The sequence below is a fragment of the Streptomyces sp. NPDC001068 genome (assembly GCF_042897315.1).
Lineage (GTDB): Bacteria > Actinomycetota > Actinomycetes > Streptomycetales > Streptomycetaceae > Streptomyces.
Genome location: NZ_JBIAYD010000019.1, coordinates 23,957 through 48,733 on the forward strand (window position 1 = coordinate 23,957; position 24,777 = coordinate 48,733).

At 71.5% G+C, this 24,777-nt stretch carries 23 protein-coding genes; 7 read left to right on the top strand and 16 right to left on the bottom strand.

The features are described from left to right. Positions 1-1,368, top strand: coding sequence for a two-component system sensor histidine kinase CseC (gene cseC, locus ACFY3I_RS38975; RefSeq protein WP_390865701.1), 1,368 nt, complete (start codon positions 1-3; stop codon positions 1,366-1,368). Positions 1,369-1,520: 152 nt separating this feature from the next. Here cseC and ACFY3I_RS38980 read toward each other — a convergent pair whose 3' ends face one another. Beyond that, positions 1,521-3,128: an MDR family MFS transporter gene (locus ACFY3I_RS38980; protein ID WP_365286436.1), complete on the bottom strand. Its 1,608-nt coding sequence runs from the start codon at positions 3,126-3,128 to the stop codon at positions 1,521-1,523. 158 nt (positions 3,129-3,286) lie between these two features. On the opposite strand from ACFY3I_RS38980, the gene ACFY3I_RS38985 reads away from it, so the two are divergent. Beyond that, positions 3,287-3,904: a TetR/AcrR family transcriptional regulator gene (locus ACFY3I_RS38985; RefSeq protein ID WP_390865702.1), complete on the top strand. Its 618-nt coding sequence runs from the start codon at positions 3,287-3,289 to the stop codon at positions 3,902-3,904. A 13-nt stretch (positions 3,905-3,917) separates the two neighbouring features. Here ACFY3I_RS38985 and ACFY3I_RS38990 read toward each other — a convergent pair whose 3' ends face one another. After that, on the bottom strand, positions 3,918-4,469 hold the full coding sequence (locus tag ACFY3I_RS38990) for a M23 family metallopeptidase (RefSeq protein ID WP_365286440.1): 552 nt from the start codon (positions 4,467-4,469) through the stop codon (positions 3,918-3,920). 446 nt (positions 4,470-4,915) lie between these two features. On the opposite strand from ACFY3I_RS38990, the gene ACFY3I_RS38995 reads away from it, so the two are divergent. After that, positions 4,916-5,518 carry an HAD family acid phosphatase gene (locus ACFY3I_RS38995; RefSeq protein WP_365286442.1) on the top strand — a complete coding sequence of 201 codons (603 nt, stop codon included), beginning with the start codon at positions 4,916-4,918 and terminating at the stop codon, positions 5,516-5,518. Positions 5,519-5,616: 98 nt separating this feature from the next. Here the strand turns inward: ACFY3I_RS38995 and ACFY3I_RS39000 are convergent, their stop codons facing one another. Continuing rightward, positions 5,617-8,142 (bottom strand): ATP-dependent Clp protease ATP-binding subunit, encoded by a 2,526-nt coding sequence (locus ACFY3I_RS39000; protein WP_365286444.1) that lies wholly within the window; start codon positions 8,140-8,142, stop codon positions 5,617-5,619. Between the two features lie 430 nt (positions 8,143-8,572). On the opposite strand from ACFY3I_RS39000, the gene ACFY3I_RS39005 reads away from it, so the two are divergent. Then, a complete protein-coding gene (locus tag ACFY3I_RS39005; protein WP_390865703.1) occupies positions 8,573-9,301 on the top strand; it encodes an SCO3374 family protein in 729 nt (242 codons plus the stop codon). On the opposite strand, the gene ACFY3I_RS39010 is transcribed toward ACFY3I_RS39005, so the two are convergent. The 10 genes from ACFY3I_RS39010 to ACFY3I_RS39055 all read right to left on the bottom strand — a co-directional run bounded on the left by ACFY3I_RS39010 (position 9,280) and on the right by ACFY3I_RS39055 (position 17,605). Next, a complete protein-coding gene (locus ACFY3I_RS39010; protein ID WP_390865704.1) occupies positions 9,280-9,618 on the bottom strand; it encodes an Lsr2 family protein in 339 nt (112 codons plus the stop codon). The genes ACFY3I_RS39005 and ACFY3I_RS39010 overlap by 22 nt on opposite strands. Positions 9,619-9,906: 288 nt before the next feature. Further along, complete coding sequence (locus tag ACFY3I_RS39015; RefSeq protein ID WP_351712168.1) at positions 9,907-10,440, bottom strand: amino-acid N-acetyltransferase; 534 nt, start codon at positions 10,438-10,440, stop codon at positions 9,907-9,909. Positions 10,441-10,449: 9 nt separating this feature from the next. Next, positions 10,450-10,887 carry a BlaI/MecI/CopY family transcriptional regulator gene (locus ACFY3I_RS39020; protein WP_365286450.1) on the bottom strand — a complete coding sequence of 146 codons (438 nt, stop codon included), beginning with the start codon at positions 10,885-10,887 and terminating at the stop codon, positions 10,450-10,452. 227 nt (positions 10,888-11,114) lie between these two features. Beyond that, entirely contained in the window at positions 11,115-11,306 is a 192-nt protein-coding gene (locus ACFY3I_RS39025; RefSeq protein WP_365286452.1) for a hypothetical protein, read from the bottom strand. Positions 11,307-11,420: 114 nt separating this feature from the next. Next, positions 11,421-12,029 (bottom strand): hypothetical protein, encoded by a 609-nt coding sequence (locus ACFY3I_RS39030; protein WP_390865749.1) that lies wholly within the window; start codon positions 12,027-12,029, stop codon positions 11,421-11,423. A 136-nt stretch (positions 12,030-12,165) separates the two neighbouring features. Further along, a complete protein-coding gene (locus ACFY3I_RS39035; RefSeq protein WP_123975235.1) occupies positions 12,166-12,963 on the bottom strand; it encodes a type III pantothenate kinase in 798 nt (265 codons plus the stop codon). A 4-nt stretch (positions 12,964-12,967) separates the two neighbouring features. Then, the gene (gene nadC, locus ACFY3I_RS39040; protein ID WP_365286454.1) at positions 12,968-13,945 is read right to left on the bottom strand and encodes a carboxylating nicotinate-nucleotide diphosphorylase; all 978 of its coding nucleotides are present in this window, start codon (positions 13,943-13,945) and stop codon (positions 12,968-12,970) included. Positions 13,946-13,950: 5 nt separating this feature from the next. After that, on the bottom strand, positions 13,951-15,672 hold the full coding sequence (locus ACFY3I_RS39045; RefSeq protein WP_365286456.1) for an L-aspartate oxidase: 1,722 nt from the start codon (positions 15,670-15,672) through the stop codon (positions 13,951-13,953). Beyond that, positions 15,669-16,670, bottom strand: coding sequence for a pantoate--beta-alanine ligase (gene panC, locus ACFY3I_RS39050; RefSeq protein ID WP_390865705.1), 1,002 nt, complete (start codon positions 16,668-16,670; stop codon positions 15,669-15,671). Before panC ends, ACFY3I_RS39045 begins: the two co-directional genes overlap by 4 nt. Continuing rightward, positions 16,667-17,605 carry a Rossmann-like and DUF2520 domain-containing protein gene (locus tag ACFY3I_RS39055; RefSeq protein ID WP_390865706.1) on the bottom strand — a complete coding sequence of 313 codons (939 nt, stop codon included), beginning with the start codon at positions 17,603-17,605 and terminating at the stop codon, positions 16,667-16,669. The genes panC and ACFY3I_RS39055 overlap by 4 nt, the downstream gene beginning before the upstream one ends. Positions 17,606-17,833: 228 nt before the next feature. Between ACFY3I_RS39055 and ACFY3I_RS39060 the strand changes: the two genes are divergently transcribed. Both ACFY3I_RS39060 and ACFY3I_RS39065 read left to right on the top strand, forming a co-directional pair. Next, the gene (locus ACFY3I_RS39060) at positions 17,834-19,027 is read left to right on the top strand and encodes a threonine aldolase family protein (RefSeq protein WP_390865707.1); all 1,194 of its coding nucleotides are present in this window, start codon (positions 17,834-17,836) and stop codon (positions 19,025-19,027) included. 183 nt (positions 19,028-19,210) lie between these two features. After that, positions 19,211-20,311, top strand: a complete 1,101-nt coding sequence (locus ACFY3I_RS39065) for a DUF5937 family protein (protein WP_390865708.1) — start codon at positions 19,211-19,213, stop codon at positions 20,309-20,311. Between the two features lie 141 nt (positions 20,312-20,452). Here the strand turns inward: ACFY3I_RS39065 and ACFY3I_RS39070 are convergent, their stop codons facing one another. Together ACFY3I_RS39070 and ACFY3I_RS39075 are read right to left on the bottom strand one after the other, a co-directional pair. Continuing rightward, the gene (locus ACFY3I_RS39070) at positions 20,453-21,127 is read right to left on the bottom strand and encodes a response regulator transcription factor (protein ID WP_365286466.1); all 675 of its coding nucleotides are present in this window, start codon (positions 21,125-21,127) and stop codon (positions 20,453-20,455) included. A gap of 87 nt (positions 21,128-21,214) precedes the next feature. Beyond that, positions 21,215-22,420: a sensor histidine kinase gene (locus tag ACFY3I_RS39075; protein WP_390865709.1), complete on the bottom strand. Its 1,206-nt coding sequence runs from the start codon at positions 22,418-22,420 to the stop codon at positions 21,215-21,217. 118 nt (positions 22,421-22,538) lie between these two features. Between ACFY3I_RS39075 and ACFY3I_RS39080 the strand changes: the two genes are divergently transcribed. Next, positions 22,539-23,561 (top strand): SAM-dependent methyltransferase, encoded by a 1,023-nt coding sequence (locus ACFY3I_RS39080; protein WP_390865710.1) that lies wholly within the window; start codon positions 22,539-22,541, stop codon positions 23,559-23,561. 33 nt (positions 23,562-23,594) lie between these two features. Here ACFY3I_RS39080 and ACFY3I_RS39085 read toward each other — a convergent pair whose 3' ends face one another. Beyond that, on the bottom strand, positions 23,595-24,746 hold the full coding sequence (locus ACFY3I_RS39085; RefSeq protein ID WP_390865711.1) for an NADH-quinone oxidoreductase subunit D: 1,152 nt from the start codon (positions 24,744-24,746) through the stop codon (positions 23,595-23,597). Between the last annotated feature and the right edge of the window lie 31 nt (positions 24,747-24,777).

Genomic DNA, 24,777 nt, shown 5'->3' on the forward strand with positions numbered 1-24,777 from the left:
ATGCGGGGGCTCATCAGATCCGTCCAACGGTCCGTCCGGCACCGGGGACCCAGGCTGCGCACCGGGCTGCGGTGGAAACTGAGCGCGGCGATCGCGCTGGTCGGCGCGCTGGTCGCGGTCGCGCTGAGCCTGGTGGTGCACAACGCCGCCCGGGTCTCGATGCTGGACAACGCGCGCGACCTCGCCAACGAACGGCTGCAGATCGCCCAGCGCAACTACGAGCTGTACGGCCGGGCGAACTTCCCCGACGTGAAGGTCAACGACCCCGAGCTGCCGTCGGCACTGCGCGAGCGGGTCGACGCCGGCCGCCGGGCGACCGACGTCATCGACCCGGGCAGCGGCGCGCCGGACATCTGGGCGGCGGTGCAGGCCAAGGACGGGCGGGTGCTGTCGTTGCACGGCACCTTCCCGAACCGCAGCAGCGACGTGCTCAAGGACCTCGACCAGGCCCTCTTCATCGGCTCCATCGCGGTCGTGCTCGGCGGCAGCGCGCTCGGCGTGCTGATCGGCGGACAGCTCTCGCGGCGGCTGCGCAAGGCGGCGTCCGCGGCCAACCAGGTCGCCCAGGGCGAGCCGGACGTACGGGTACGGGAAGCCATCGGCGGGGTCGTACGCGACGAGACCGACGACCTGGCCCGTGCGGTGGACGCCATGGCGGACGCGCTGCAGCAGCGTCTGGAGGCCGAGCGGCGGGTGACGGCCGACATCGCCCACGAACTGCGCACGCCGGTGACCGGGCTGCTCACGGCCGCCGAGCTGCTGCCGCCCGGCCGCCCCACCGAGCTGGTCCTGGACCGGGCCAAGGCCATGCGCACCCTGGTCGAGGACGTCCTGGAGGTGGCGCGGCTCGACAGCGCCTCCGAGCGGGCCGAGCTGCAGGACATCATGCTGGGCGAGTTCGTCACGCGACGGGTGGCCGCGAAGGATCCGGCGATCGAGGTGCGGGTGGTACACGAGTCGGAGGTCACCACGGACCCGCGCCGCCTGGAACGGGTGCTGTTCAACCTGCTCGCCAACGCGGCCCGGCACGGTGAGCCGCCCATCGAGGTGACCGTCGAGGGCCGGGTCATCCGGGTCCGCGACCACGGCCCCGGGTTCCCGGAGAAGCTCCTCGCGGAGGGTCCGAGCCGCTTCCGCACCGGCAGCGAGGACCGCGCGGGCCAGGGCCACGGGCTCGGCCTGACCATCGCGGCCGGGCAGGCGCGGGTGCTGGGCGCCCGGCTGACCTTCCGCAACATCCGGCCGGTGGGCGCGCCCGAGCACATCCTGGCGGAGGGCGCGGTGGCCGTCCTCTGGCTGCCGGAGCACGCCCCGACGGCCACCGGAAGCTACCCGATCCTGGCGGGCCCGACCCAGCCGGGCCGCTGACCCCGGACGGCGTACGGCGGAAAGCGGGTGGCCCCGGAGACACTCGGTCCCGGGGCCACCCGCTCACGTCTCACGAACGCCGCTCACGTCCCTCGGACGCGGCTCACGTCTCGCGAACGCGGCTCACGTATCTCGGGCGCGGCTCGCGCGGCTCAGACCGCCTCGACCACCGGCAGCGGAGCCGCCTCCTCGCCGGAGCCCGCCTTCTGGGGGCCGCCGCGCAGCGGCACCTCCTTGACGAAGACCGCGGCCGCCACGACCGCCACCGCGATCACGGCACCGAGCAGGAACGCCGAGTGCGTACCGGCGGACACCGCGTGCTGGTACGCCTCGCGGGCCGCAGCCGGCAGCTTCGCGAGGCTCTTCGCGTCCAGCTGGGCCGACTGCTCGGTGATCTTGGAGCCCAGCGACCCGGCCCGCTCCGACATGACGTCCTTGACCCGGTCGTTGAAGATCGCGCCCATGATGGCGACGCCGAACGAGGAGCCGAGCGTACGGAACAGGGTGGTGGACGACGACGCGACGCCCATGTCCTTCATCTCCACGCTGTTCTGCGCGACCAGCATGGTGATCTGCATCAGGCAGCCCATGCCGAGGCCGACGACGGCCATGTACACGCCCGAGATGAACCGGGTGGTGTCGGTGTCCATCGTGGACAGCAGGTACAGCCCGACGGCCAGCAGCACCCCGCCCACCAGGGGGAAGATCTTGTAGCGGCCGGTGTTGGTGGTGACCCGGCCGGCGACCATCGAGGTCACCAGCATCGCGCCGAGCATCGGAAGCAGCAGCAGACCGGAGTTGGTCGCGGACGCGCCCTGCACGGACTGCTGGTAGAGCGGCAGGAAGAGCGTGGCACCGAACATCACGAAGCCCACGATGAAGCCGATGACCGACATCAGGGTGAAGTTGAGGCTCCGGAAGATGTGCAGCGGCAGGACCGGCTCGGCGGCCTTGGTCTGCCAGAAGACGAAGCCGATCAGGGCGACGACGCCGATGGCGATCAGTTCCATGATCCGCGCGGACGTCCAGGCGTACTGGGAACCGCCCCAGGTGGTGACCAGCACGATCGAGGTGATGCCGAGGGTCAGCAGACCGGCGCCCAGGTAGTCGATGCGCGTCTTGTTCCGCTTCTTCGGCAGGTGCAGGACGGCGCTGACGGCGGCCAGCGCGACCACGCCGAGCGGCAGGTTGATGTAGAAGGCCCAGCGCCAGCCCCAGTTGTCGGTGATGGTGCCGCCGACCAGCGGGCCGCCGATCATGGCGAGCGCCATGACGCCGGCCATCATGCCCTGGTACTTGCCGCGCTCGCGGGGCGGCACGAGGTCACCGATGATCGCCATGACGCCGACCATCAGACCGCCGGCACCGAGGCCCTGGACGGCCCGGAACCCGATCAGCTGGCCCATGTCCTGGGCCATGCCGCTGAGCGCGGAGCCGACGAGGAAGATGACTATGGAGGTCATGAAGGCGCCCTTGCGCCCGTACATGTCACCGAGCTTGCCCCACAGCGGGGTGGCCGCCGCGGTGGCGAGGGTGTAGGCGGTCACGACCCACGACAGGTGCTCCAGACCGCCCAGCTCGCCGACGATGGTCGGCATCGCCGTGCCCACGATCATGTTGTCGAGCATCGCGAGCATCATCGCGACCATGAGCGCGAGCATCACGACCCGTACGCTCTTGGGCTCCTTCTGCGGCGCCTCGGCCGCTGCCGGTGCCGCCGGTTCTTCCTGGCCCGTCTCGGCCGCCTGGGTGTCCGCCATCTCTCCCACTCCCCCTGGCGGCTCCTACTTACTTGCCGCCCGGCTAGTTCAGTACACTGGAAAAGTAACCTGTCACTAGCCGGTCGTCAAGTAAGTTTCCGACGCGGGCGTCGGTATCCGGCAGGGCTGGTTTTCGCGGGAGTGCGAGGAGTAAGAGGATGGACGTCACCATGGACGGCACCAAGCAGCAGCGCCGGGGCAACACCCGCCAGCGCATCCAGGACGTGGCGCTCGAACTCTTCGCCGAGCAGGGCTACGAGAAGACCTCCCTGCGGGAGATCGCCGAGCGCCTCGACGTGACCAAGGCAGCCCTGTACTACCACTTCAAGACCAAGGAAGAGATCCTGGTCAGCCTCTTCGAGGACCTGACGCGGCCGATCCAGGACCTGATCGAGTGGGGCGAGGGCCAGCCGCACACCCTCGCGGTGAAGCTGGAGATCGTACGGCGCTACAGCCGGGCCCTCGGCGAGGCCGGACCGCTGTTCCGCTTCATGCAGGAGAACCAGGCGACCGTACGGGAGCTGCGGATCGGCGACACCTTCAAGGACCGGATGCGCGACCTGCGGGGCATCTTCGTCGACCCGGACGCCCCTCTGACCGACCAGGTCCGGTGCATCAGCGCCATGTTCACGCTGCACGCGGGCATGTTCGTGATGCAGGACCTGGAGGGCGACCCCGAGAAGAAGCGCGAAGCGGTTCTGGAGGTCGCCCTGGACCTGGTGACCCAGGCCCACCAGGGTTCCGGCGGGTCCGGCGGGTCCGGCGGGTCCGTCTAGGCGATCACGCGGCTCAGACCGTCACGCCCTGCGCGCGGAGGAAGACGACCGGGTTGATCGCGGAACCGTAGTTCGGGGTCGTACGGATCTCGAAGTGCAGGTGCGGCCCGGTGGAGTTGCCGGTGTTGCCGGACAGCGCGATGTGCTGGCCCGTCCTGACGACCTGGCCGACCCTGACGTCCACGCGGGACAGGTGGGCGTACTGCGAGTACTGGCCGTTGGCGTGCTTGATGACGACGGCGTTGCCGTAGGCGGGACCGTCACCGGCGCCGTTGCCGCCGGCCTTGACGACGGTGCCGCCGTGCGCGGCGACGACCTGGGTGCCGATCGGCACCGCGAAGTCCTGACCGCTGTGCTTGGCGGTCCACATGCCGCCGGCCTGGTCGAAGCTGGCGGAGAGGGTGTAGCTCTTGACCGGGTCCATCCAGGCGGCGGCACTGGAGGTGGCCGCCGACGCGACCCCCGACCCCACCACGGCCGTGACTCCGAGACCGGCGGCCAGAACGGCGGCACGCTTGCGGAGCGAGGTCGTACGGGGAGCTCGGAGAGTGGCGCGCAGGGACATCGAAACCTCGTGGAGTAGGCGACAGGGGTCCCCCTCCGGTACCGGCCGACACTCGCGGCCACCGGAACGGGGCATCCCTTGGTAACCCGAAAGGCGCGCTCCGCCCAAACCCTCCCAACTACGGCACCGGCTAGTAGCCACCCACGCGCTTGACTCTTTTGTGACAGAGGGCCACCGGCCGGGCGGGCCGGACCCCGTCTCCCCGACCGGGCGGCGACATGGGCGGGAAAATCCCTTTCCGAATAACCCCAGGTGCCACTATCCCGGCTAGTAACGGACATCCGGCCCGTGCGCTATGTCACCGACGCCCCGACCTCGGGGACCCCGGGATGTGACCCACACCTCGCCGGACCTACCCGCAGGTAACCTCACGGTTCCCTCTCCGCCACTTCTCCGACTCACCATGCCCCTGACAGAATCGCGGACGTGAGAGGACACCCGAACCGATGACCACAGGCACCTGGACCCGCCGCGCGGCCGTCACCGCCGTCTCCGTGACCGCACTCGCCGGGATGGCGGCCCCGGCCCAGGCCGCGACGGCGAGCAGCGCCGGAAAGGTCGACTACGCGACCTGGCAGCAGGACTGCCAGTCCGTGATGGACCAGGCCCTGCCCTACCTGAAGCAGCGCATCGCCGCCGCCAGGCCGGGCGAACGGCAGGCGATCGTCTTCGACATCGACAACACCACCCTGGAGACCGACTTCGGCTTCAGCTTCCCCCAGCCGGCCAACAAGCCGGTCCTGAACGTCGCGCGGTACGCCCAGGAGCACGGCGTCTCCCTGTTCTTCGTCACGGCCCGCCCCGGCATCATCTACCTGCCGACCGAGTACAACCTCGAGCACGACGGCTACGACGTCTCCGGCCTGTACGTCCGCGGCCTGTTCGACCTCTTCAAGGACGTCGCCGCCTACAAGACCGCCCAGCGCGTGGACATCGAGAACAACGGCTACACGATCATCGCGAACATCGGCAACAGCGCCACCGACCTCTCGGGCGGCCACGCGGAGAAGACCTACAAGCTGCCCGACTACGACGGCCAGCTGTCCTAGCCGCACGGCGGTACGCGAAAGGGCCGGTGCTTCGAAAAGCACCGGCCCCTTCTTGCGTGAACCCTCTGGCGTGAACCGTCTCGGGCGAACCGGGAGGGCTACGCCTCCTTGCTCAGGTTCGGGCCGGCTCCGCCGGCCGCCTGCTCGATCGGCGGGACGTCGGGCAGCGCCGACTTCTCCTCACCCCGGAAGGTGAAGGTCTTGGTGTCGCCCTCGCCCTCCGTGTCGACGACCACGATGTGACCGGGGCGCAGCTCGCCGAAGAGGATCTTCTCCGAGAGCGTGTCCTCGATCTCGCGCTGGATGGTGCGGCGCAGCGGCCGGGCACCCAGCACCGGGTCGTAGCCCTTCTTGGACAGCAGCTCCTTGGCGGACTGGGAGAGTTCGATGCCCATGTCCCGGTCCTTCAGGCGCTCGTCCACCTTGCCGACCATCAGGTCGACGATCCGCAGGATGTCCTCCTGCGTGAGCTGCGGGAAGACGACCACGTCGTCGACACGGTTGAGGAACTCGGGACGGAAGTGCTGCTTGAGCTCGTCCGACACCTTGTTCTTCATGCGCTCGTAGTTGGACTTCGTGTCACCCGTGGCCGCGAAGCCCAGGTTGAAGCCCTTGGAGATGTCCCGGGTGCCGAGGTTGGTCGTCATGATGATGACCGTGTTCTTGAAGTCCACGACCCGGCCCTGGGAGTCGGTCAGGCGACCGTCCTCCAGGATCTGCAGCAGGCTGTTGAAGATGTCCGGGTGGGCCTTCTCGACCTCGTCGAAGAGGACGACGGAGAACGGCTTGCGGCGGACCTTCTCGGTCAGCTGGCCGCCCTCCTCGTAGCCCACGTAGCCGGGGGGCGAACCGAAGAGACGCGACACCGTGTGCTTCTCGCTGAACTCCGACATGTCGAGGGAGATCAGCGCGTCCTCGTCACCGAAGAGGAACTCGGCGAGGGCCTTGGACAGCTCGGTCTTACCGACACCGGACGGGCCGGCGAAGATGAACGAGCCACCGGGGCGCTTCGGGTCCTTCAGACCGGCACGCGTACGGCGGATCGCCTTCGACAGCGCCTTGACGGCGTCGACCTGGCCGATGACCCGCTTGTGGAGCTCGTCCTCCATGCGCAGCAGACGCGAGGACTCCTCCTCGGTGAGCTTGAAGACCGGGATGCCCGTGGCGGTCGCCAGCACCTCGGCGATCAGCTCGCCGTCGACCTCGGCGACGACGTCCATGTCGCCGGCCTTCCACTCCTTCTCCCGCTTGGCCTTGGCGGCCAGGAGCTGCTTCTCCTTGTCGCGGAGGGAGGCGGCCTTCTCGAAGTCCTGCGAGTCGATCGCGGACTCCTTGTCCCGGCGGACGGCGGCGATCTTCTCGTCGAACTCGCGCAGGTCCGGCGGAGCGGTCATCCGGCGGATGCGCATCCGGGAACCGGCCTCGTCGATCAGGTCGATCGCCTTGTCCGGCAGGAAGCGGTCGGAGATGTAGCGGTCGGCCAGCGTGGCCGCCTGGACCAGCGCCTCGTCCGTGATGGAGACCCGGTGGTGGGCCTCGTACCGGTCACGCAGACCCTTGAGGATCTCGATCGTGTGCGGCAGGGACGGCTCGGCGACCTGGATGGGCTGGAAGCGGCGCTCGAGGGCCGCGTCCTTCTCCAGGTGCTTGCGGTACTCGTCCAGGGTGGTGGCACCGATGGTCTGCAGCTCACCGCGGGCCAGCATCGGCTTCAGGATCGAAGCCGCGTCGATGGCGCCCTCGGCGGCACCCGCACCGACCAGCGTGTGCAGCTCGTCGATGAACAGGATGATGTCACCGCGGGTGCGGATCTCCTTGAGAACCTTCTTCAGGCGCTCCTCGAAGTCACCGCGGTAGCGGGAGCCGGCGACCAGGGCGCCGAGGTCCAGGGTGTAGAGGTGCTTGTCCTTGAGGGTCTCGGGCACCTCGCCCTTGACGATGGCCTGAGCGAGGCCCTCGACGACGGCGGTCTTGCCGACGCCGGGCTCACCGATCAGGACCGGGTTGTTCTTGGTACGGCGGGACAGCACCTGCATGACCCGCTCGATCTCCTTCTCGCGCCCGATGACCGGGTCGAGCTTGGACTCGCGAGCGGCCTGGGTGAGGTTCCGGCCGAACTGGTCGAGGACCAGGGACGTCGAGGGGGTGCCCTCGGCAGGCCCGCCGGCGGTGGCGGTCTCCTTGCCCTGGTAACCGGAGAGCAGCTGGATGACCTGCTGCCGCACCCGGTTGAGATCTGCGCCCAGCTTGACGAGGACCTGGGCGGCGACGCCCTCGCCCTCGCGGATCAGGCCGAGCAGGATGTGCTCCGTGCCGATGTAGTTGTGACCCAGCTGGAGGGCCTCCCGGAGCGACAGCTCCAGGACCTTCTTGGCACGGGGGGTGAAGGGGATGTGCCCGGACGGGGCCTGCTGGCCCTGGCCGATGATCTCCTCCACCTGCTGGCGGACCGCCTCGAGCGAAATCCCGAGGCTCTCAAGGGCCTTGGCGGCGACACCCTCACCCTCGTGGATCAGGCCCAGGAGGATGTGCTCGGTGCCGATGTAGTTGTGGTTGAGCATCCGGGCTTCTTCCTGAGCCAGGACGACAACCCGCCGCGCGCGGTCGGTGAACCTCTCGAACATCGTTAATCGCTCCTCAGAGCGGTCAGGCAGTGGGGGGAACTTCCCCTCTCTGTCCTTCCGCAGCTTAGTCCCGCAAGCGGGGACCGCTCATTCCAACTGCCGACACCGTCGATGGCCTCCTGACCCCGAACGCCGACATCTGCTCCAACCCGATGGTGCGAGACGATGTTCCCGCAGGCCAGGCAGTTACCCCTTCCGCCAGTACGCCGATGGCGAACGTGGGGCGGCTTCGCCTGCGTGTCGCCCCCTCCCACTAGGGATGTCTTACCCGTCCGGACTGACAGTCCATGCCGTATGCCCCCGGTCCCTCCGCTACGGGCGAACAACCTTGCGTCCCTCCGGAGCCCCACGGGTTTCCTTTTTCGGAACTCTGCGCATTCGCACGCGCACTCAGCGTAACTCGGGCGGGATCGTGGCGGTTGCGCTTTGTATGGCTGGCACAGTCCCTCTGGCCGCTTCAACGGTCCCTCACCCCCGTAGTCCGCTCGTCTCCACTGTCTGTCGCGCGACCGGGGCGGGCCACCTGGCAGCCCGGATCCGGCGGCACGCACTCCGGCACTGGTACGAGAACGATCTGGGCTGGGCAACAGTGCCCGAGGCACCCGGAGAGCCGTTGCGGCTGGTCACGGGCGTGCGGTTCGACGTGCTCGACGTACCGGCCGCGGCGGGCGCGAAGGCGCTCAGGCATCTGGGGCCGGGTTCTCCGGTGGCGCTCCAGGGCGACCGGATGCGACTGCTGGTGGCCGCGGGCAGCGCGGAGGAGCTGCCGGGGCTGCTGGAGTGGCTGGAGTGGGGACCGCTGGCCCTGGACCTGCGGGCGCTGGGCGCGGACGGCCGGATGGACGCTCCGGCACGGCCCGAGCCGCTCTCCATCGGGACGCGAGTACGGCCGGAGGCCGCCGAGGACCTCGCCGGCCCGCCGGAAGCCGTAGGGCTCCCGCAGCCCGTGGAGGGGGCCGCCGTCTGGTTGCGGCCCCCCGGGCCGGGGCGCGAGGCAGAGGACTCGCTTCCGAGAATGCCGGCACTGCCGGCCATGGGGGGCGTGGGATGCGCCCCCGATCTCGTACGGCTGGTGGACACGATGGCGACCGAGTGTCACCGGGTCCGGGTGTGGCAAGGGCCACGGCTTGAGGGTGATCAGGCGTTGGCGTCCTCGTAGGCCTGGCGGATCGTCGCCGGAACGCGGCCGCGGTCGTTGACCTCGTAGCCGTTCTCCTTCGCCCAGGCGCGGATCTGCGCGGTGTCCTGGCTGCCGCCGCCGGCTGCCGCACGGGTCTTCCCACGTCCGCCCGCCGCACGGCCACCGGTACGACGACCACCCTTGACGTAGGGGTCGAGAAGGCCGCGCAGCTTGTCCGCATTGGCAGTCGTGAGATCGATCTCGTACGTCTTGCCGTCCAGCGCGAACGTCACGGTCTCGTCCGCCTCGCCGCCGTCGAGGTCGTCGACAAGAAGGACCTGAACCTTCTGTGCCACCGGATTTCCTTTCATCGATAACTTCAGGGCCGGGGGTGAGCGGCGCCCGCCGTTTCGCCGCCCCCTGTTATATGCAGTACTGCAGTACGTCGGAAAGCAAACCGCTTTTGCGGGAAAAACACAAACCCCTGAGAGAGACCGAGGGGCCCGCTCCCACCGGAAACTTGCGCGTTTCGGACATAGGCCACCTGGGCAAGGCGAGGCATCCGGAATAGGGGTCCGATCTCCCGCCCAACTCCGACGCGATGCGTCTTGTCCGGGGCGATCCGCGACGAACCCTCCGGGCGATCACAGATGCAGAAGCATCCGGCTGTTGCCCAAGGTGTTCGGTTTCACTCGTTCGAGTCCGAGGAACTCGGCGACACCCTCGTCATAGGAGCGCAACAGCTCCGCGTAGACATCGGTGTCCACGGGCGTCTCGCCGATCTCCACGAAGCCGTGCTTGCCGAAGAACTCGACTTCGAAGGTCAGGCAGAAAACCCGGCGAACACCGAGCCAACGCGCGGTCTCCAGCAACTTCTCCAGCAACTGATGACCGACGCCGGCGCCCTTGAGGCCCGGCTTCACCGCGAGAGTGCGCACTTCGGCGAGGTCTTCCCACATCACGTGCAGTGCGCCGCAGCCGACCACCTCGGCGTTGTCGTCGCGTTCCGCCACCCAGAACTCCTGGATGTCCTCGTAAAGCATCACCGTGGCTTTGTCGAGGAGGATGCGGTCGCGGACGTACGCGTCAAGGAGTCGGCGCACCGCCGGGACATCGCCGGTGCGGGCCCGCCGGACGGTGATGGCTTTTGCGGTGACTTCGGGGCGCATCGCTGACATGAGCGGACGCTATCGCCCGCCGCGGTCCGTCTCGGAGCCGGGGTTCTCCTCTTGCGGGGCTTCCCCGTCTTCGCGTTCTTCCCGCCGTTCAGGCCTATCGGGGCCCTGCACGATCCGTACGGCGTCCCGCAGGGCCTGGCGCTGTTCGTCGCTCATCATCCCGAAGAAGGCGACGAGAGCGGCGGCGGGGTTGTCGCTCTGGGACCACGCGTCGTTCATGAGGGCGGCGGCGTAGGCGGCTCGCGTGGAGACGGCCTCATATCGATAGGCCCGGCCTTCGGCCTCCCGCCGCACCCAGCCCTTCTGATGGAGATTGTCCAAAACGGTCATCACCGTGGTGTAGGCGATGGACCGTTCCTGCTGGAGGTCTTCCAGGACTTCTCGAACGGTCACCGGGCGGTTCCACTTCCACACCCGCGTCATGACCGCGTCTTCGAGTTCTCCCAATGGGCGAGGCACAGCTCAGAACAATAGTGGGAGATCCCGCCAATGACGTGCCGGACGTGCGCTTTCATCAACAAAGGCGAACAAAAAGGGCGCACGACCCGGAAGCGCGGCCACGGGCGCGCGGCGGGTCGTACGCGGGAAGCGAGTACGCGGGAAGGAGTCCGCGCGGGCAGAAGCCCCGCGCGGGGCGGGAACAGGAGGGACGGTCCGGCGTCCGGGCGTCGCGATCAGGCGTCGGCGCCCGGGGCGGAGGCCTTCGGGCCGCTCTCCCCGCGCGCCGCGCGCGCGAGGGCGGCGTCCACAGCGGCGTCCTCCTTGGCCTTGGCGGCGCCGCCCTGGGTCTTCACGATCACCCGGACCAGACCGATGAAGAACACGGCCATGACGACCGGGGGCACGAGCGCGGAGACGTAGTCCATGCGACCAGGGTAGCCACGGGAGACCGGGCGAAAGGTGCGGGGTGGGCAAAGCGTCGCGCAAGACCCGCGAGCTGCCGTTTCCCACCCCGCCCGGCGTGCCGCCGGACGTCCCGTTCAGCCGACGGCGAGCCGCTGCGCCGGCGGGGTGGGCCGGCGCCGCGGGAAGACCTCGCCGGGAGTCGGGACGGGCCGCTTCGGCGCCGCCGGCCCGGGGGCCGCGGGCTGCGGGGCGGGCCGCTCGGCGGGCCTCTCCTCGGGCTTCTTCTCCGGCTCCTCCTGGGCCACTCCGCCCGGCAGGGCCGTCAGCCGGACCCTGGACGCCGGAACGGCCGGCGCGGGGACCTTGCGGACCCCCTGCGCGAGCCGGGCCCGCACATCGCGCTCCGCGAGATCCTGGCAGCGGTCGAGCAGCGCCGCGGCGCCCGGGTTGCCGCGCAGCGCCCGCAGCGCGGCGAGATCGTCCGGGGTGGGCCGGTAGGCGGCGGCCAGCGCCTCCTCCAGAAGGGTGAGATACCCGGTGAGGGTCCCCGGCAGGGCCTCGCGATACCGGACCAGATCGGCCACCAGGAAGGCACGCAACCGCGCCCCCTCACGCATCGCCTCGTCGAAGGACTCGGCGAGGCGATGACAGTCCTTGATGTCCTCGGCGGAGGCGGGACCGGGGTGAAGGGCGAGGGCGAGAGCGCGGCGGAGCACAGGCAGCTCCTCCGCGCCGAACGCCATGCCGCCGCGGGATCCGTAGGGCGTGGGCATGAACCGAAGATACGCGTAAATCAGACAATTTCGACATAGGGGGCGTGGTGTGGCGCAGCGGGGCCACCCACCTGGCCGCCGCGCGCCGCGTACACCCCCCGGCGCCTCACATCCGCGACACGTTCCGCTCGTACACCAGCCGCAGGCCCACCAGCGTCAGCCAGGGCTCGTGCTCGTCGATCACCGAGGACTCCCCCAGCACCATCGGCGCCAGCCCGCCCGTCGCGATCACCGTGACGTCGTCCGGGTCCTCGGCCAGCTCCCGCGCCATCCGGCCGACCACACCGTCGACCTGTCCGGCGAACCCGTACACGATGCCCGCCTGCATGGCCTCCACGGTGTTCTTGCCGATCACGCTCCGGGGCCGGGCCACCTCGATCTTCCGCAGCTGCGCGCCCTTGACGCCGAGCGCCTCCACGGAGATCTCGATACCGGGGGCGATCACCCCGCCGACGTACTCCCCGCGCGCGGACACCGCGTCGAAGGTGGTGGCCGTCCCGAAGTCGACGACGATCGCCGGACCGCCGAACAGCTCGACGGCGGCGACCGCGTTGATGATCCGGTCCGCGCCGACCTCCTTCGGGTTGTCGGTGAGGATCGGCACCCCGGTCTTCACCCCCGGCTCCACCAGTACGGCCGGCACGTCGCCGTAGTACCGCCGGGTGACCTCGCGCAGTTCGTGCAGCACGGACGGCACGGTCGCGCAGATCGCGATGCCGTCGATGCCGTCGCCGAGCTCGTCACCGAGCAGCGGGTGCATGCCCATCAGACCCTGCAGGAGCACCGCCAGCTCGTCGGCGGTACGGCGGGCGTCCGTGGAGATGCGCCAGTGCTCGACGATGTCCTCGCCGTCGAACAGGCCGAGGACGGTGTGCGTGTTGCCGACGTCGATCGTGAGGAGCATGACGTCACTCCGCCTCGCGCAGATCCAGGCCGATGTCCAGGATCGGCGAGGAGTGGGTGAGGGCGCCGACGGAGAGGAAGTCCACGCCGGTGTCGGCGTACGCCCGGGCGTTCTCCAGGGTGAGCCGTCCGGACGCCTCCAGGAGCGCGCGTCCGCCGACGATCGCGACGGCCTCCTCGCACTCCCCCGGCGTGAAGTTGTCCAGCAGGATCAGGTCGGCGCCCGCGTCGAGGACCTCGCGCAGCTGGTGGAGCGTGTCGACCTCGACCTCGATCGCCAGGTCCGGGAAGGCCTCCCGGACGGCCTTGAAGGCCGGTCCGACGCCACCGGCGGCGACCACGTGGTTGTCCTTGACCAGGGCCGCGTCGGAGAGCGACATCCGGTGGTTGACGCCGCCGCCGCAGCGCACCGCGAACTTCTCCAGGGAGCGCAGCCCCGGGGTGGTCTTGCGGGTGTCCCGCACGCGCGTGGCGGTGCCCTCCAGCACGTCCGCCCACGCGCGCGTGGCGGTCGCGATGCCGGAGAGGCGGTTCAGGATGTTGAGCGCGCTGCGCTCGGCGGTGAGCAGGTCGCGGGTGCGGGTGGTGACGGACAGCAGCGGCTGCCCGGCCTCGACCCGGTCGCCGTCCTCGACGTGCCGCTCGACCTCGAACTCGTCCGTGCAGACCACGGAGACCACGGCCTCGGCGACCCGGAGGCCCGCGACGACGCCCGCCTCGCGCGCGACGAAGTCGCCAGTGGCCACGGCCTCCTCGGGGATCGTGGCGACGGTCGTCACGTCCACGCCGTTGTCCAGGTCCTCCTGGACGGCCACGTTGGCGATGTCCTCGACCTCCACCGGGTCGAGCCCGGCGGCGGCCAGCAGTTCGGCGAGCGCGGGGTCGAGCCCGCACTCCAGGTACTCCTCGTCGCCCTCTGCGCCACATGCACAGCCGTCGCCACAGCCGCCGCGGTCGGCGAGGGGAAGGTCGTTGGTGCTCACGTCTGTCACTGCTCCTGGGATGGCTGGTGCGGCCGGGTCGGGGGGAAGTCTGCGGTGTCGGTGGTGCGCACGGCCAGCGAGCGGTCCGGATTCAGCCGTACGACGATGTGGCGGCGCCACACGGTGTCGTCGCGGTCGGCGTGGTCCTCGCGCCAGTGGCAGCCGCGGGTCTCCTGGCGGCGCAGGGCCGCCTCGACGAGCACCCGCGCGACGCACAGGAGGTTGGTGGCCTCCCAGGTGTCGACGCCTGGCTCGGCGGTCTTGCCGTTCTCGTCCAGGGCGTCGCGGGCCTCGGTGTGCAGGCGCTGGAGCTGCTCGGCGGCCCTGGTCAGGGACTCGTCGGAGCGCAGCACGCCGGCGCCCTCGGTCATGATCCGCTGGATCGCGAACCGCGCCTCGGGGACCTGCAGCGGGTGGGCCGGCTTGTCCGGGTGCGGGACCGGGACGGGCACGCGCGCGTGCAGGCGGTTCTCCGCGTGCCGGGCGGTGATGTCGGCGACGATGCGCTCGGCGTAGACCAGTCCCTCCAGGAGGGAGTTGGAGGCGAGCCGGTTCGCGCCGTGCACGCCGGTGCACGCGACCTCACCGCACGCGTACAGCCCGCGCACGGTGGTGCGCCCGCGCGCGTCGGTGCGCACGCCCCCGGAGGCGTAGTGCGCGGCCGGTGCGATCGGGATGGGCTCGGTGACCGGGTCGATGCCGTGCGCCCGGCAGGCGGCCAGGATCGTGGGGAAACGGTGCTCCCACATGTCGGCGCCGAAGTGCCGGGCGTCGAGGAACATGTGCTCGGCGTCGCGCTCCTGCATGCGCCGCATGATCCCCTTGGCGACGATGTCCCGGGGTGCCAGCTCGGCCAGCTCGTGCTGCCCCACCATGAAGCGCACGCCGTCCGCGTCGACCAGGTGCGCGCCCTCCCCGCGCACCGCCTCGGAGACCAGCGGCTGCTGGCCCTCAGCGTCGGCGCCGAGGAACAGCACGGTCGGGTGGAACTGGACGAATTCGAGGTCGGAGACCTCCGCGCCGGCGCGCAGCGCGAGCGCCACGCCGTCCCCGGTGGACACCGACGGGTTGGTGGTCGCGGAGAAGACCTGGCCCATGCCGCCGGTCGCGAGGACGACCGCGGGGGCGTGCACGGCGCCCACGCCGTCGTGCTGTCCCTCGCCCATCACGTGCAGGGTCACGCCCGCCGTGCGGCCTTCGGCGTCGGTCAGCAGGTCCAGTACGAGCGCGTTCTCGATCATCCGCACGCCTCGCGCGCGGGCCGCTTCCACCAGCGCGCGGGAGATCTCCGCGCCGGTGGCGTCCCCGCCCGCGTGCGCGATCCGGCGCCGGTGGTGGCCGCCCTCACGGGTGAGGTCGATGTCGCCGTCCGGCCCGGTGTCGAAGTGCGCCCCGGTCGAGATCAGCCGCCGTACCGCGCCGGGTCCCTCGGTGACGAGGATCCGTACGGCCTCCTCGTCGCACATGCCCGCGCCGGCGACCAGGGTGTCGTCCAGGTGCTGTTCCGGGGTGTCGCCCTCGCCCAGGGCGGCCGCGACGCCGCCCTGGGCCCAGCGCGTGGAGCCGTCGTCGAGGTGCGCCTTGGTGACGACGACCGTCGTCAGCCCGGCCGCCTCGCAGCGCAGGGCGGCGGTCAGGCCGGCGACGCCGGACCCGACGACCACCACGTCGGCGTCGATGGACCATCCGGGGGCGGGCGCGTGCAGTCGTATGCCTGTGCTGGTCACGAGGCGGCTCCGGGGGCGGCGAAGGTGAGCGGGATGTTGTCGATCAGCCGGGTCGTCCCGACCCGGGCGGCGACGGCCAGGACGGCCTCTCCGGTGAATTCGTCGTCGATCTCGGTGAAGTCGGAGGGGTCGACCAGGGCGAGGTAGTCCAGGACGAGCGGCGGGTCGAAGTGGACGCCCTCGTCCAGGACGGCCCGCGCGGCCGCGCGGACGGCGGCGGCCGCGTTCGGCACGGCCTTGGCGACGGCGTGCGCGTCGGCGGCCGCCCGGGACTCGCCTATGGCGCTGAGCGCCTCGGCGCGCGCCCGGGTGGACGGCACCTCTCGCGCGCGTGCCCGCAGCGCCTCCTGCGCCGCGTGCCGGTCGCGCCCGGCGAACAGCGCGCGCGACAGCGTGAGCGCGGTGCGCCGCTCGTCGCCCGAGAGATAGCGGTTGCGGCTGGAGAGCGCGAGCCCGTCCGCCTCGCGCACCGTCGGCACGCCGATGATCTCGATGCCGAAGTTCAGGTCCCGCACCATGCGCCGGATCACGGCCAGCTGCTGGGCGTCCTTCTGCCCGAACAGGGCCGCGTCGGGCCGCGTGAGGTGCAACAGCTTCGCGACGACGGTGAGGACGCCGTCGAAGTGCCCGGGCCGTGAGGCGCCCTCCAGGAGCGCGCCCATCGGACCCGCGGTGACCCGCACCTGGGGCTGTCCGCCCGGATAGACCTCGTCGGCCGACGGGGCGAACACCGCGTCCGCGCCCGCCTGTTCCGCGATCTTCAGGTCGGCGTCCAGGGTGCGCGGGTAACGGTCGAGGTCCTCCCCGGCACCGAACTGCAACGGGTTGACGAAGACCGTGACGACGACCTCGCCGTCCGGGCCGGCGATCTCGCGGGCGCCGCGGATCAGCGTGGCGTGGCCCTCGTGCAGGGCACCCATGGTCATGACGACGGCGCGGCGGCCGTGCCGCACGCGCGCGTGCAGTTCGGCGGCGGTGCGCAGCAGGGCGGTGCTCATCGGGTGTTCCCCTCGGTGCCGTGGGTGCCGTTCGTGCCGCCGGCGAGGACGCCGAGGAGGTCCTCGGCGAGTTCCGGCTTCAGCAGGCCCTGGGCGAGCGCCCGGTCGGCCGTGGCCCGGGCCATCGCCAGATAGCCGTCGACGGCCTGCGGGGCGTGCCGGCGCAGCTCCGTGACGTGCGCGGCGACGGTGCCCGCGTCCCCGCGTGCGACCGGCCCGGTCAGCGCCGCGTCACCCGAGCGCAGGGCGTTGTCCAGGGCCGCGCCGAGCAGCGGGCCGAGCATCCGGTCCGGGGCCTCGACGCCGGCCGTGCGCAGCAGTTCCATGGACTGGGCGACCAGGGTGACCAGGTGGTTGGCGCCGAGGGCGAGGGCCGCGTGGTACAGCGGGCGGTTCTCCTCCAGGATCCACTCCGGCTCGCCCCCCATCTCGATGACGAGTGCCTCGGCGGCCAGCCGCAGCTCCTCGGGCGCGGTCACGCCGAACGAGCAGCCCGCGAGCCGCTGCACGTCCACCGGTGTCCCGGTGAAGGTCATCGCCGGGTGCAGGGCCAGCGGCAGCGCGCCCGCGCGCAGGGCCGGGTCGAGGACCCGGGCGCCGTACCGCCCGGAGGTGTGGACGAGCAGCTGGCCGGGCCGTACCGCGCCGGTCTCGGCGAGGCCCGCGACCAGGCCGGGCAGGGCGTCGTCGGGGACGGTCAGGAGCACCAGGTCGGCACGCTGGAGGACCTCGGCGGGGGCCACCAGGGGGATGCCGGGCAGCATGGCCTCGGCGCGCCGCCGGGAGGCGTCGGAAACCCCGGAGACGGCCACCGGACGGTGCCCGGCGAGCTGCAGGGACGCGGCGAGCGCGGGCCCCACCCGGCCGGCGCCGACGACGCCGACGGTGAGCCGCGCGGGGCGGTCACTGAGGTCTGGTTGTTGGACTGTACTCACGCGACCGTGGCCTTCCCGTTCCAGTCCGCTCTGGGTACCGGACGATTTCTCGTCATGTTAACGCTATCGGGTTCGGGCCCAGTTGGCTGTCCACAGCCTGTGGGTGACCGGTCACATCGCCCGGCCCGCCTCCGCAGGCGCGGGCCGGGGTCCGCCCGGTCGGGCCGACGGCAGCCCGGTACGGAAAATGCGCGGCCCCCGTACCGGCGCCACGGCATCATCCACGGCATGAGCGATACGGCGACAACGCCCCAGGACGAGCGGCCCGACGAACCCCGGTCGGCGGAACAGCTGATGCGGGAGCGGCGCGCGGCCGCCTACCGGAGGGCCGATCGCGTCCTCGCGCGCGTGAGCCCGCGAGCGTCCCTGCGCGAACGGCTCGGGCGGCTCTGCGAAGCGGCTCCCGACGTGTACGACCTGGACGAGACGGCGGACGTGTACGGCAACGGGGTCGTAGCGGCCCTGGAGGAGCGGGTGGCGGCCCTGCTGGGCACCCAGGCCGCCGCGTTCTTCCCGACGGGCACGATGGCCCAGCAGGTGGCCCTGCGGTGCTGGGCGGCCAGGACCGGCAACCCGACGGTGGCCCTGCACGCCCTCGCCCACCCCGAGGTCCATGAACGCAACGCCTTCCACGAGGTCGCCGGCCTGCGCCCGGTCCGGGTCACGCGCGAGCCGAGGCTCCCCACCGCCCAGGAGATACGCGAGTTCGAGGAGCCCTTCGGGGCGCTGATGCTGGAGCTGCCCCTCAGGGACGCCGGGTACGTGCTGCCCACCTGGGAGGAGCTCACGGAGGTCGTGGCGGCGGCGCGGGAGCGCGACGCGGTGGTGCACTTCGACGGCGCGCGCCTGTGGGAGTGCACCGTCCGGTTCGGGCGCCCCCTGCACGAGATCGCGGACCTCGCGGACAGCGTCTACGTGTCGTTCTACAAGTCCCTCGGCGGCATCGGCGGTGCCGCACTGGCCGGTCCGAAGGACCTGGTCGAGGAGGCGAGGACGTGGCGCCACCGCTACGGCGGCATGGTCTTCCAGCAGTTCCCCACGGCGCTCGCGGCCCTGATCGGCCTGGAGCGCGAACTGCCCCGCCTGCCGGACTACGTCCGGCACGCGCGCGTGGTCGCCGCGGCCCTGCGCGAGGGCTTCGCCGGGGCCGGGCTCGCCTGGAGCCGGGTCCACCCCGGCGAGCCGCACACCCACGAGTTCCAGGTCTGGCTGCCGTACGAGGCCGACGAGCTGATGGAGGCCGCGGTACGGCAGGCCGAGGAGACCGGCACGTACCTCTTCGCCGGGTTCTGGGAGACGAAGGGCCCGGGCCTGTCCATGACCGAGGTGACGGTGTCGGAGGCGGGCCTCGCGTGGACGGCCGAGGAGGTGCGGGCGGCGGTCGAGGACTTCGCGCGGAGGCTGCCGGCACCACCTCGTTAGGGGCGGCGGGAAACCCGGTCGGGGGCGCCCCGCCGGCGAAACCCCGTCAGGGGCGCGGGCGAACCGCGCGGGCGACCCGCACGGCTCCCCGGACCGCGTCCCCGTCGCGCGGCCGCCGCCCCCGATTGACGCCGCTCGTCAATCGGGGGAGGCGTTGTCGGTGGCGGGGTGCACGATGGGGACATGAGCGTGCGTATCGACATCGCGGGGCTCCGGCCGGAGCGGGTCGCCGTCGTGCCCTCGCCGCTGGCCGAGCTGGGCATGGCGCTGCACGCGCTGTCGGAGCCGGGGCACCATCCGGGCCTGCAGGGCTGGGTGACCGGGGTGACCGCCCGGATGGAGCCGCACCTGGCCGACCGCATGTGCGAGGCCGACTTCCTGTGGCGGTCGACGTTCTCCGACCTGTTCCTGCCCTACGCCGCCGTGCCCGGCGCCGTACCGGGCGGCACGCTGGCCGAGGAGCTCGACCAGCTGGACAAGCTGACGGACGAGCAGTTCGTGGACGCGGCGCTGGAGTTCACCTGCGTGCCCGCGTACGACACGTCCGCGCCGACCCTGCTGTCGGATCCGGCCGGGCGCCGCAGGGCGCTGGAGGTGGCCGCCTCGCGCGGTCCGCAGCAGGTCCGGTTCGCGCAGCGGCTGCTCGACGACCCGCCCGGGGTGCGCGCGTGGCTGCGCCGGTTCCTGGAGGACTGTGCCGGGGCGTTCTTCGACGAGACCTGGGCGCGGCTGCGCCACCAGCTGGCGGCCGACGCCCGCCACAAGACGGACCTGCTGCGCCGCAAGGGGCTGGCCGACGCGCTGGCCGCGGTCTCGCCGGTGGTGACGCTCGACGAGGCGGGCGCGCGGATCACCGTGGACAAGCTCACCGACGGCCGTGGCGTGGTGGACGCCGACGGTCTGCTGCTGGTGCCCACCAGCCTGGGCTGGCCTCACCTGATGGTCCTGCACCGCTTCGGCTGGCAGCCGGTGCTGCACTACCCGGTCGGCTCGCCGGAGCTCGCCGCACCGCCGTCGGTGGAGACGCTCACCCTGCGGATGGCGGCGCTGTCCCATCCGGTGCGGATGCGGCTGTGCCGGTACCTGGCGCGCAGCGCCTACACGACCAGCGAGCTGGCGCAGGTGCAGGGCCTGTCGGCGCCCGAGATCTCCCGGCACCTGGGCGTCCTCAAGAAGGCCGGTCTGGTCACCACGCGCCGCCGCGGCCGGTACGTCCTGCACCAGCTGGACGTGACGGTCGTGGCCCGCCTGGGCAGCGACTTCCTGGAAGGCATACTCCGCTAGCCGCGCGGGCCGTACCCCGGCCCCTGCGCCCGTACTCCGGCCGTATTCCGGCCCCTCTGGCCCCTCCGGCCCCTCCGGCCCCTCCGGCTGTTCTCCCGCCGGTCGGCCGACGGCCGTACCCCTGTCCGGCCGCCGGTCGGGTCAGCCGTGGCCGCCGCCCGCGCGGACCAGTCCGGTCTCGTAGGCGAGCACCACCACCTGGACCCGGTCGCGCAGCCCGAGCTTGGTCAGGATGCGGCCGACGTGGGTCTTCACGGTCGCCTCGGAAAGCACCAGCCGGCCGGCGATCTCCCCGTTCGACAGGCCCTGCGCGACCAGCACCATCACCTCGCGCTCGCGGTCGGTGAGCCGGTTCAGCTCCTGGTGGCGGGGTTCCTTGCCGGCCGAGGGCAGCATCGGCGCGAAGCGGTCGAGCAGCCGCCGGGTCGTGGAGGGCGCGACGACGGCGTCACCGCTGTGCACGGAGCGGATGGCGGTCAGCAGCTCGCCCGGCGGCACGTCCTTGAGCATGAAGCCCGAGGCGCCCGCCTTCAGCCCCGAGAAGGCGTACTCGTCGAGGTCGAAGGTGGTCAGGATGAGCACCTTGGGCGGCTCGGGCTCCGAGCAGATGCGGCGGGTGGTCTCCACCCCGTCCAGCTTGGGCATGCGCACGTCCATCAGGACGACGTCCACCTCGGTGGACCTGAGCACCTGGAGGGCCTCGACGCCGTCGCCCGCCTCCGCGACGACCTCCATGTCCGGCTGGGCCGCGAGCACCATCCGGAACCCGGTGCGCAGCAGCACCTGGTCGTCGACGAGCATCACGCGGATCGTCATCGGGTCCTCTTCCGTTTCCGTTCGGCGGCTTGTCGCCGGGATTTCCCCGTGGGCGTGACAGGTGTCAACCAGGGGCGTGCGTCCGAGTCAATGCGCCGGTTTCAGCGGCAGCAGGGCACTGATGCGGAATCCTCCGCCGGGACGGGGCCCCGCGTCGAGGGTGCCGCCGACCATACCGACCCGCTCGCGCATGCCGATCAGGCCGTGCCCCTGCCCGTCGGCGCCGCCCTCCTCGTACATCTCGTGCGGGGCACCCTTGCCGTCGTCCTCGACCAGCAGGCCGAGCCCGTCGTCGAAGTAGACCAGCCGCACGCTCGCGCCCGTGTTGGGCCCGCCGTGCTTGCGGGTGTTGGTGAGCGCCTCCTGCACGATCCGGTACGCCGTCAGCTCGACGCCGCTGGGCAGCGGACGCGGCGTGCCCTCGACCTTGAAGTCGACGGGCAGGCCGGAGCTGCGGCACTGCTCGACGAGCTCGTCGATCTGCTCGACGTCGGGCTGCGGAACGTACTCGCCGACCTCCTTGTGCTCGCCGGTGCGCAGTACACCCAGCAGGCGGCGCATCTCGGCGAGGGCCTGGCGGCCGGTGGAGGAGATCGTCTCCAGGGCCTTCTTGGCCTGGTCGGGGGCGGCGTCCAGGACGTAGGCGGCGCCGTCGGCCTGGACCACCATCACCGACACGTTGTGCGCGACCACGTCGTGCAGCTCCCGCGCGATCCGGGCCCGCTCGGCCGCGACCGCGACCTTGGCCTGCGCCTCGCGCTCCTTCTCCAGCCGGGCCGCGCGCTCCTCCAGCTGGGCGAAATAGGCGCGCCGGGTGCGCATGGAGTCGCCGAGGACCCAGGCGAGCACGAACGGCACCGTCTGGAACACCACGATGGCCAGGTGCCCCAGGACGCTCGTCCGCTCCTGCGGCCACCGGATCTGGGCCAGCGGCGCCGCGCACAGCCCCGCGTAGAGCGCGAACCGGGACGACCACCGCTCGCCGACCGCGGCGACCGTGCAGACGATCACCAGCATGGCGAAGTTGGCGACCGTCGTCTCGACGTCCAGGACCAGCTGGGCCAGACCCGTCCCGGCGGCCAGCAGCAGCATCGGCTCCGGGAACCGGCGGCGCAGCGCGACGACGACGCACATGACGACGGACACGGCGATCATGGCGGCGGTCGAACCGTGGTGGCCGGGCGCCCTGCCGAGGTTCACGACGCTCACGCAGGAAACCCCGAGCAGGACGACGGCCCAGAAGCTGTCGACCCATGTCGGGTTCCTGCGGAGGAAGTCATAGAGGCGCTGCACGTAACCCAGAGTAGGGAAGCGTGATAGGTGCAGGGGTCAACCGGAGGGCCGATCCCTGTTCCGGACACGTACTCCGCAAGGTGGAGAAGGTGATCACCTGTGCGCCTAGTCTGGCCCGGTGACGGATGAGGCGACGCGAGAGACGGCAGACGACGCCCGTGGCTGGCGTACGGCCACCGAGACGGCCCTCTACGGCCCCGGCGGCTTCTACCGCCGGCCGGAGGGACCGGCCGGCCACTTCCGCACCTCGGTCCACGCGTCGGGGCTGTTCGCCGAGGCCGTGGCCGAGCTGCTGTGCCGGGTCGACGACGAGCTGGGGCGGCCCGCGACGCTGGACTTCGTCGACATGGGTGCCGGCCGGGGCGAGCTGGTCGCCGGCGTGCTCGCCGTGCTGCCCGCCGACGTGGCCGCACGCACGCGTGCCTGCGCCGTCGAGATCGCCGACCGGCCGCCGGGCCTGCCGGACCGCGTCACCTGGCTGACCGAGCTGCCGCGCACGGTCACCGGGCTGCTCTTCGCCAACGAATGGCTCGACAACGTCCCGGTCGACGTCGCCCAGGTGGACCCGGCCGGTGTGCCCCGTCTCGTGCACGTCCGGCGCGACGGCCTGGAGCTGCTCGGCGAACTGGTCCCGGGCGCGGACGCGGAGTGGCTCGCGCGGTGGTGGCCGCTGGGCACCGAGCCGGGGCTGCGCGCGGAGATCGGGCTGCCGCGGGACCGGGCGTGGGCCGACGCCGTCGCCCGGGTGCGGGAGGGGCTCGCGGTGGCGGTGGACTACGCGCACACGATGGCCACGCGCCCCCCGTTCGGCACCCTCACCGGCTTCCGCGCGGGACGGGCGACGGCACCCGTACCGGACGGGTCCAGCGACATCACGGCGCATGTCGCGCTGGACGCCTGCGCGGCCCTCGACACGGCGCTCGGCCTCCCCGAAGCGCTCATCTGCACCCAGCGCGACGCCCTGCGCGCCCTGGGTCTCGTCGGCGTGCGTCCCCCGCTCACGCTCGCCTCCACCCACCCGGCCGCCTACGTACGCGCCCTGGCGAGCGCGGGCGAGGCCGCGGAACTCACCGCCGCCGGCGGTCTCGGCGACTTCGGCTGGCTGCTGCAGCCGGTGGGCATCGCCAACCCGCTGCTCTGACCCCGCCCGGCGCGGCCCGCCCCTGCCCGCGCCCTATTTGTCGATGTCCCCCACCACGAAGAACATCGACCCGAGGATCGCGACCATGTCGGCGACCAGCGTCCCCGGCAGCAGCTCCATCAGGGCCTGGATGTTGTTGAAGGACGCGGAGCGCAGCTTCAGCCGGTACGGGGTCTTCTCGCCCTTGCTGACGAGGTAGTAGCCGTTGATCCCGAGCGGGTTCTCGGTCCAGGCGTAGGTGTGGCCCTCGGGCGCCTTGAGGACCTTGGGGAGCCGCTGGTTGATCGGGCCGGGCGGCAGGTCGGTGACCCGGTCCAGGCAGGCGTCGGCCAGGTCCAGCGCGATGTGGGTCTGCTCCAGGAGGCACTCGAAGCGGGCCAGGCAGTCGCCCTCGGACCGGGTGACCACCCGCAGGGTGTCCTGGAGTTCGCCGTAGGCCAGGTAGGGCTCGTCGCGGCGCAGGTCGAAGTCGACGCCCGAGGCGCGCGCGATGGGCCCGCTCACGCCGTACGCGTGCACGGCCTCCGGCGTGAGGACGCCCACGCCCCGGGTGCGCCCCCGGAAGATCTCGTTGCCGAGGACCAGGCCGTCGAAGACGTCCATGCGGGAGCGCACGGCACGGACGGCGGCACGCGCGCGTGCGGTCCAGTCGGCCGGGAGGTCCTCCTTGAGGCCGCCGACGCGGTTGAACATGTAGTGCATGCGCCCGCCGGAGACCTCCTCCATGACGTTCTGAAGCTCCTCGCGCTCGCGGAACGCGTGGAAGACCGGGGTGATCCCGCCCAGCTCCAGCGGATAGGAGCCGAGGAACATCAGGTGGTTGAGCACCCGGTTCAACTCGGCGAGGAGCGTGCGCGTCCACACCGCGCGGACCGGCACCTCCATGCCGAGCATGCGCTCGACGGCGAGGACCACGCCCAGCTCGTTGGAGAAGGCCGACAGCCAGTCGTGGCGGTTGGCGAGCATGATGATCTGCCGGTAGTCGCGCGCCTCGAACAGCTTCTCCGCGCCTCGGTGCATGTAGCCGATCACCGGCTCGGCGGAGACGATCCGCTCGCCGTCCAGCACCAGCTTCAGCCGCAGCACACCGTGTGTGGAGGGGTGCTGCGGGCCGATGTTGAGCACCATGTCGGTGCTCTCCGCGGCGCCACCGATGCCGACCGTGGTCTCCGTCGTGGGAGTCATGCACCCAGTCTGTCCTACGTACGCTGGCCTC

What these genes read in the sequence shown, in the direction of transcription:
- ACFY3I_RS39070 (WP_365286466.1), bottom strand. Translation starts at nt 21,127, where the DNA reads ATGACGATCCGCGTGATGCTCGTCGACGACCAGGTGCTGCTGCGCACC.
- ACFY3I_RS39060 (WP_390865707.1), top strand. Translation starts at nt 17,834, where the DNA reads ATGAGCGATACGGCGACAACGCCCCAGGACGAGCGGCCCGACGAACCC.
- panC (WP_390865705.1), bottom strand. Translation starts at nt 16,670, where the DNA reads ATGAGCACCGCCCTGCTGCGCACCGCCGCCGAACTGCACGCGCGCGTG.
- ACFY3I_RS39005 (WP_390865703.1), top strand. Translation starts at nt 8,573, where the DNA reads ATGGCTGGCACAGTCCCTCTGGCCGCTTCAACGGTCCCTCACCCCCGT.
- ACFY3I_RS39000 (WP_365286444.1), bottom strand. Translation starts at nt 8,142, where the DNA reads ATGTTCGAGAGGTTCACCGACCGCGCGCGGCGGGTTGTCGTCCTGGCT.
- ACFY3I_RS39025 (WP_365286452.1), bottom strand. Translation starts at nt 11,306, where the DNA reads ATGGACTACGTCTCCGCGCTCGTGCCCCCGGTCGTCATGGCCGTGTTC.
- ACFY3I_RS39035 (WP_123975235.1), bottom strand. Translation starts at nt 12,963, where the DNA reads ATGCTCCTCACGATCGACGTCGGCAACACGCACACCGTCCTCGGCCTG.
- ACFY3I_RS38985 (WP_390865702.1), top strand. Translation starts at nt 3,287, where the DNA reads ATGGACGTCACCATGGACGGCACCAAGCAGCAGCGCCGGGGCAACACC.
- ACFY3I_RS38995 (WP_365286442.1), top strand. Translation starts at nt 4,916, where the DNA reads ATGACCACAGGCACCTGGACCCGCCGCGCGGCCGTCACCGCCGTCTCC.
- cseC (WP_390865701.1), top strand. Translation starts at nt 1, where the DNA reads ATGCGGGGGCTCATCAGATCCGTCCAACGGTCCGTCCGGCACCGGGGA.
- ACFY3I_RS38990 (WP_365286440.1), bottom strand. Translation starts at nt 4,469, where the DNA reads ATGTCCCTGCGCGCCACTCTCCGAGCTCCCCGTACGACCTCGCTCCGC.
- ACFY3I_RS39030 (WP_390865749.1), bottom strand. Translation starts at nt 12,029, where the DNA reads ATGGCGTTCGGCGCGGAGGAGCTGCCTGTGCTCCGCCGCGCTCTCGCC.
- ACFY3I_RS38980 (WP_365286436.1), bottom strand. Translation starts at nt 3,128, where the DNA reads ATGGCGGACACCCAGGCGGCCGAGACGGGCCAGGAAGAACCGGCGGCA.
- ACFY3I_RS39015 (WP_351712168.1), bottom strand. Translation starts at nt 10,440, where the DNA reads ATGTCAGCGATGCGCCCCGAAGTCACCGCAAAAGCCATCACCGTCCGG.
- ACFY3I_RS39085 (WP_390865711.1), bottom strand. Translation starts at nt 24,746, where the DNA reads ATGACTCCCACGACGGAGACCACGGTCGGCATCGGTGGCGCCGCGGAG.
- ACFY3I_RS39065 (WP_390865708.1), top strand. Translation starts at nt 19,211, where the DNA reads ATGAGCGTGCGTATCGACATCGCGGGGCTCCGGCCGGAGCGGGTCGCC.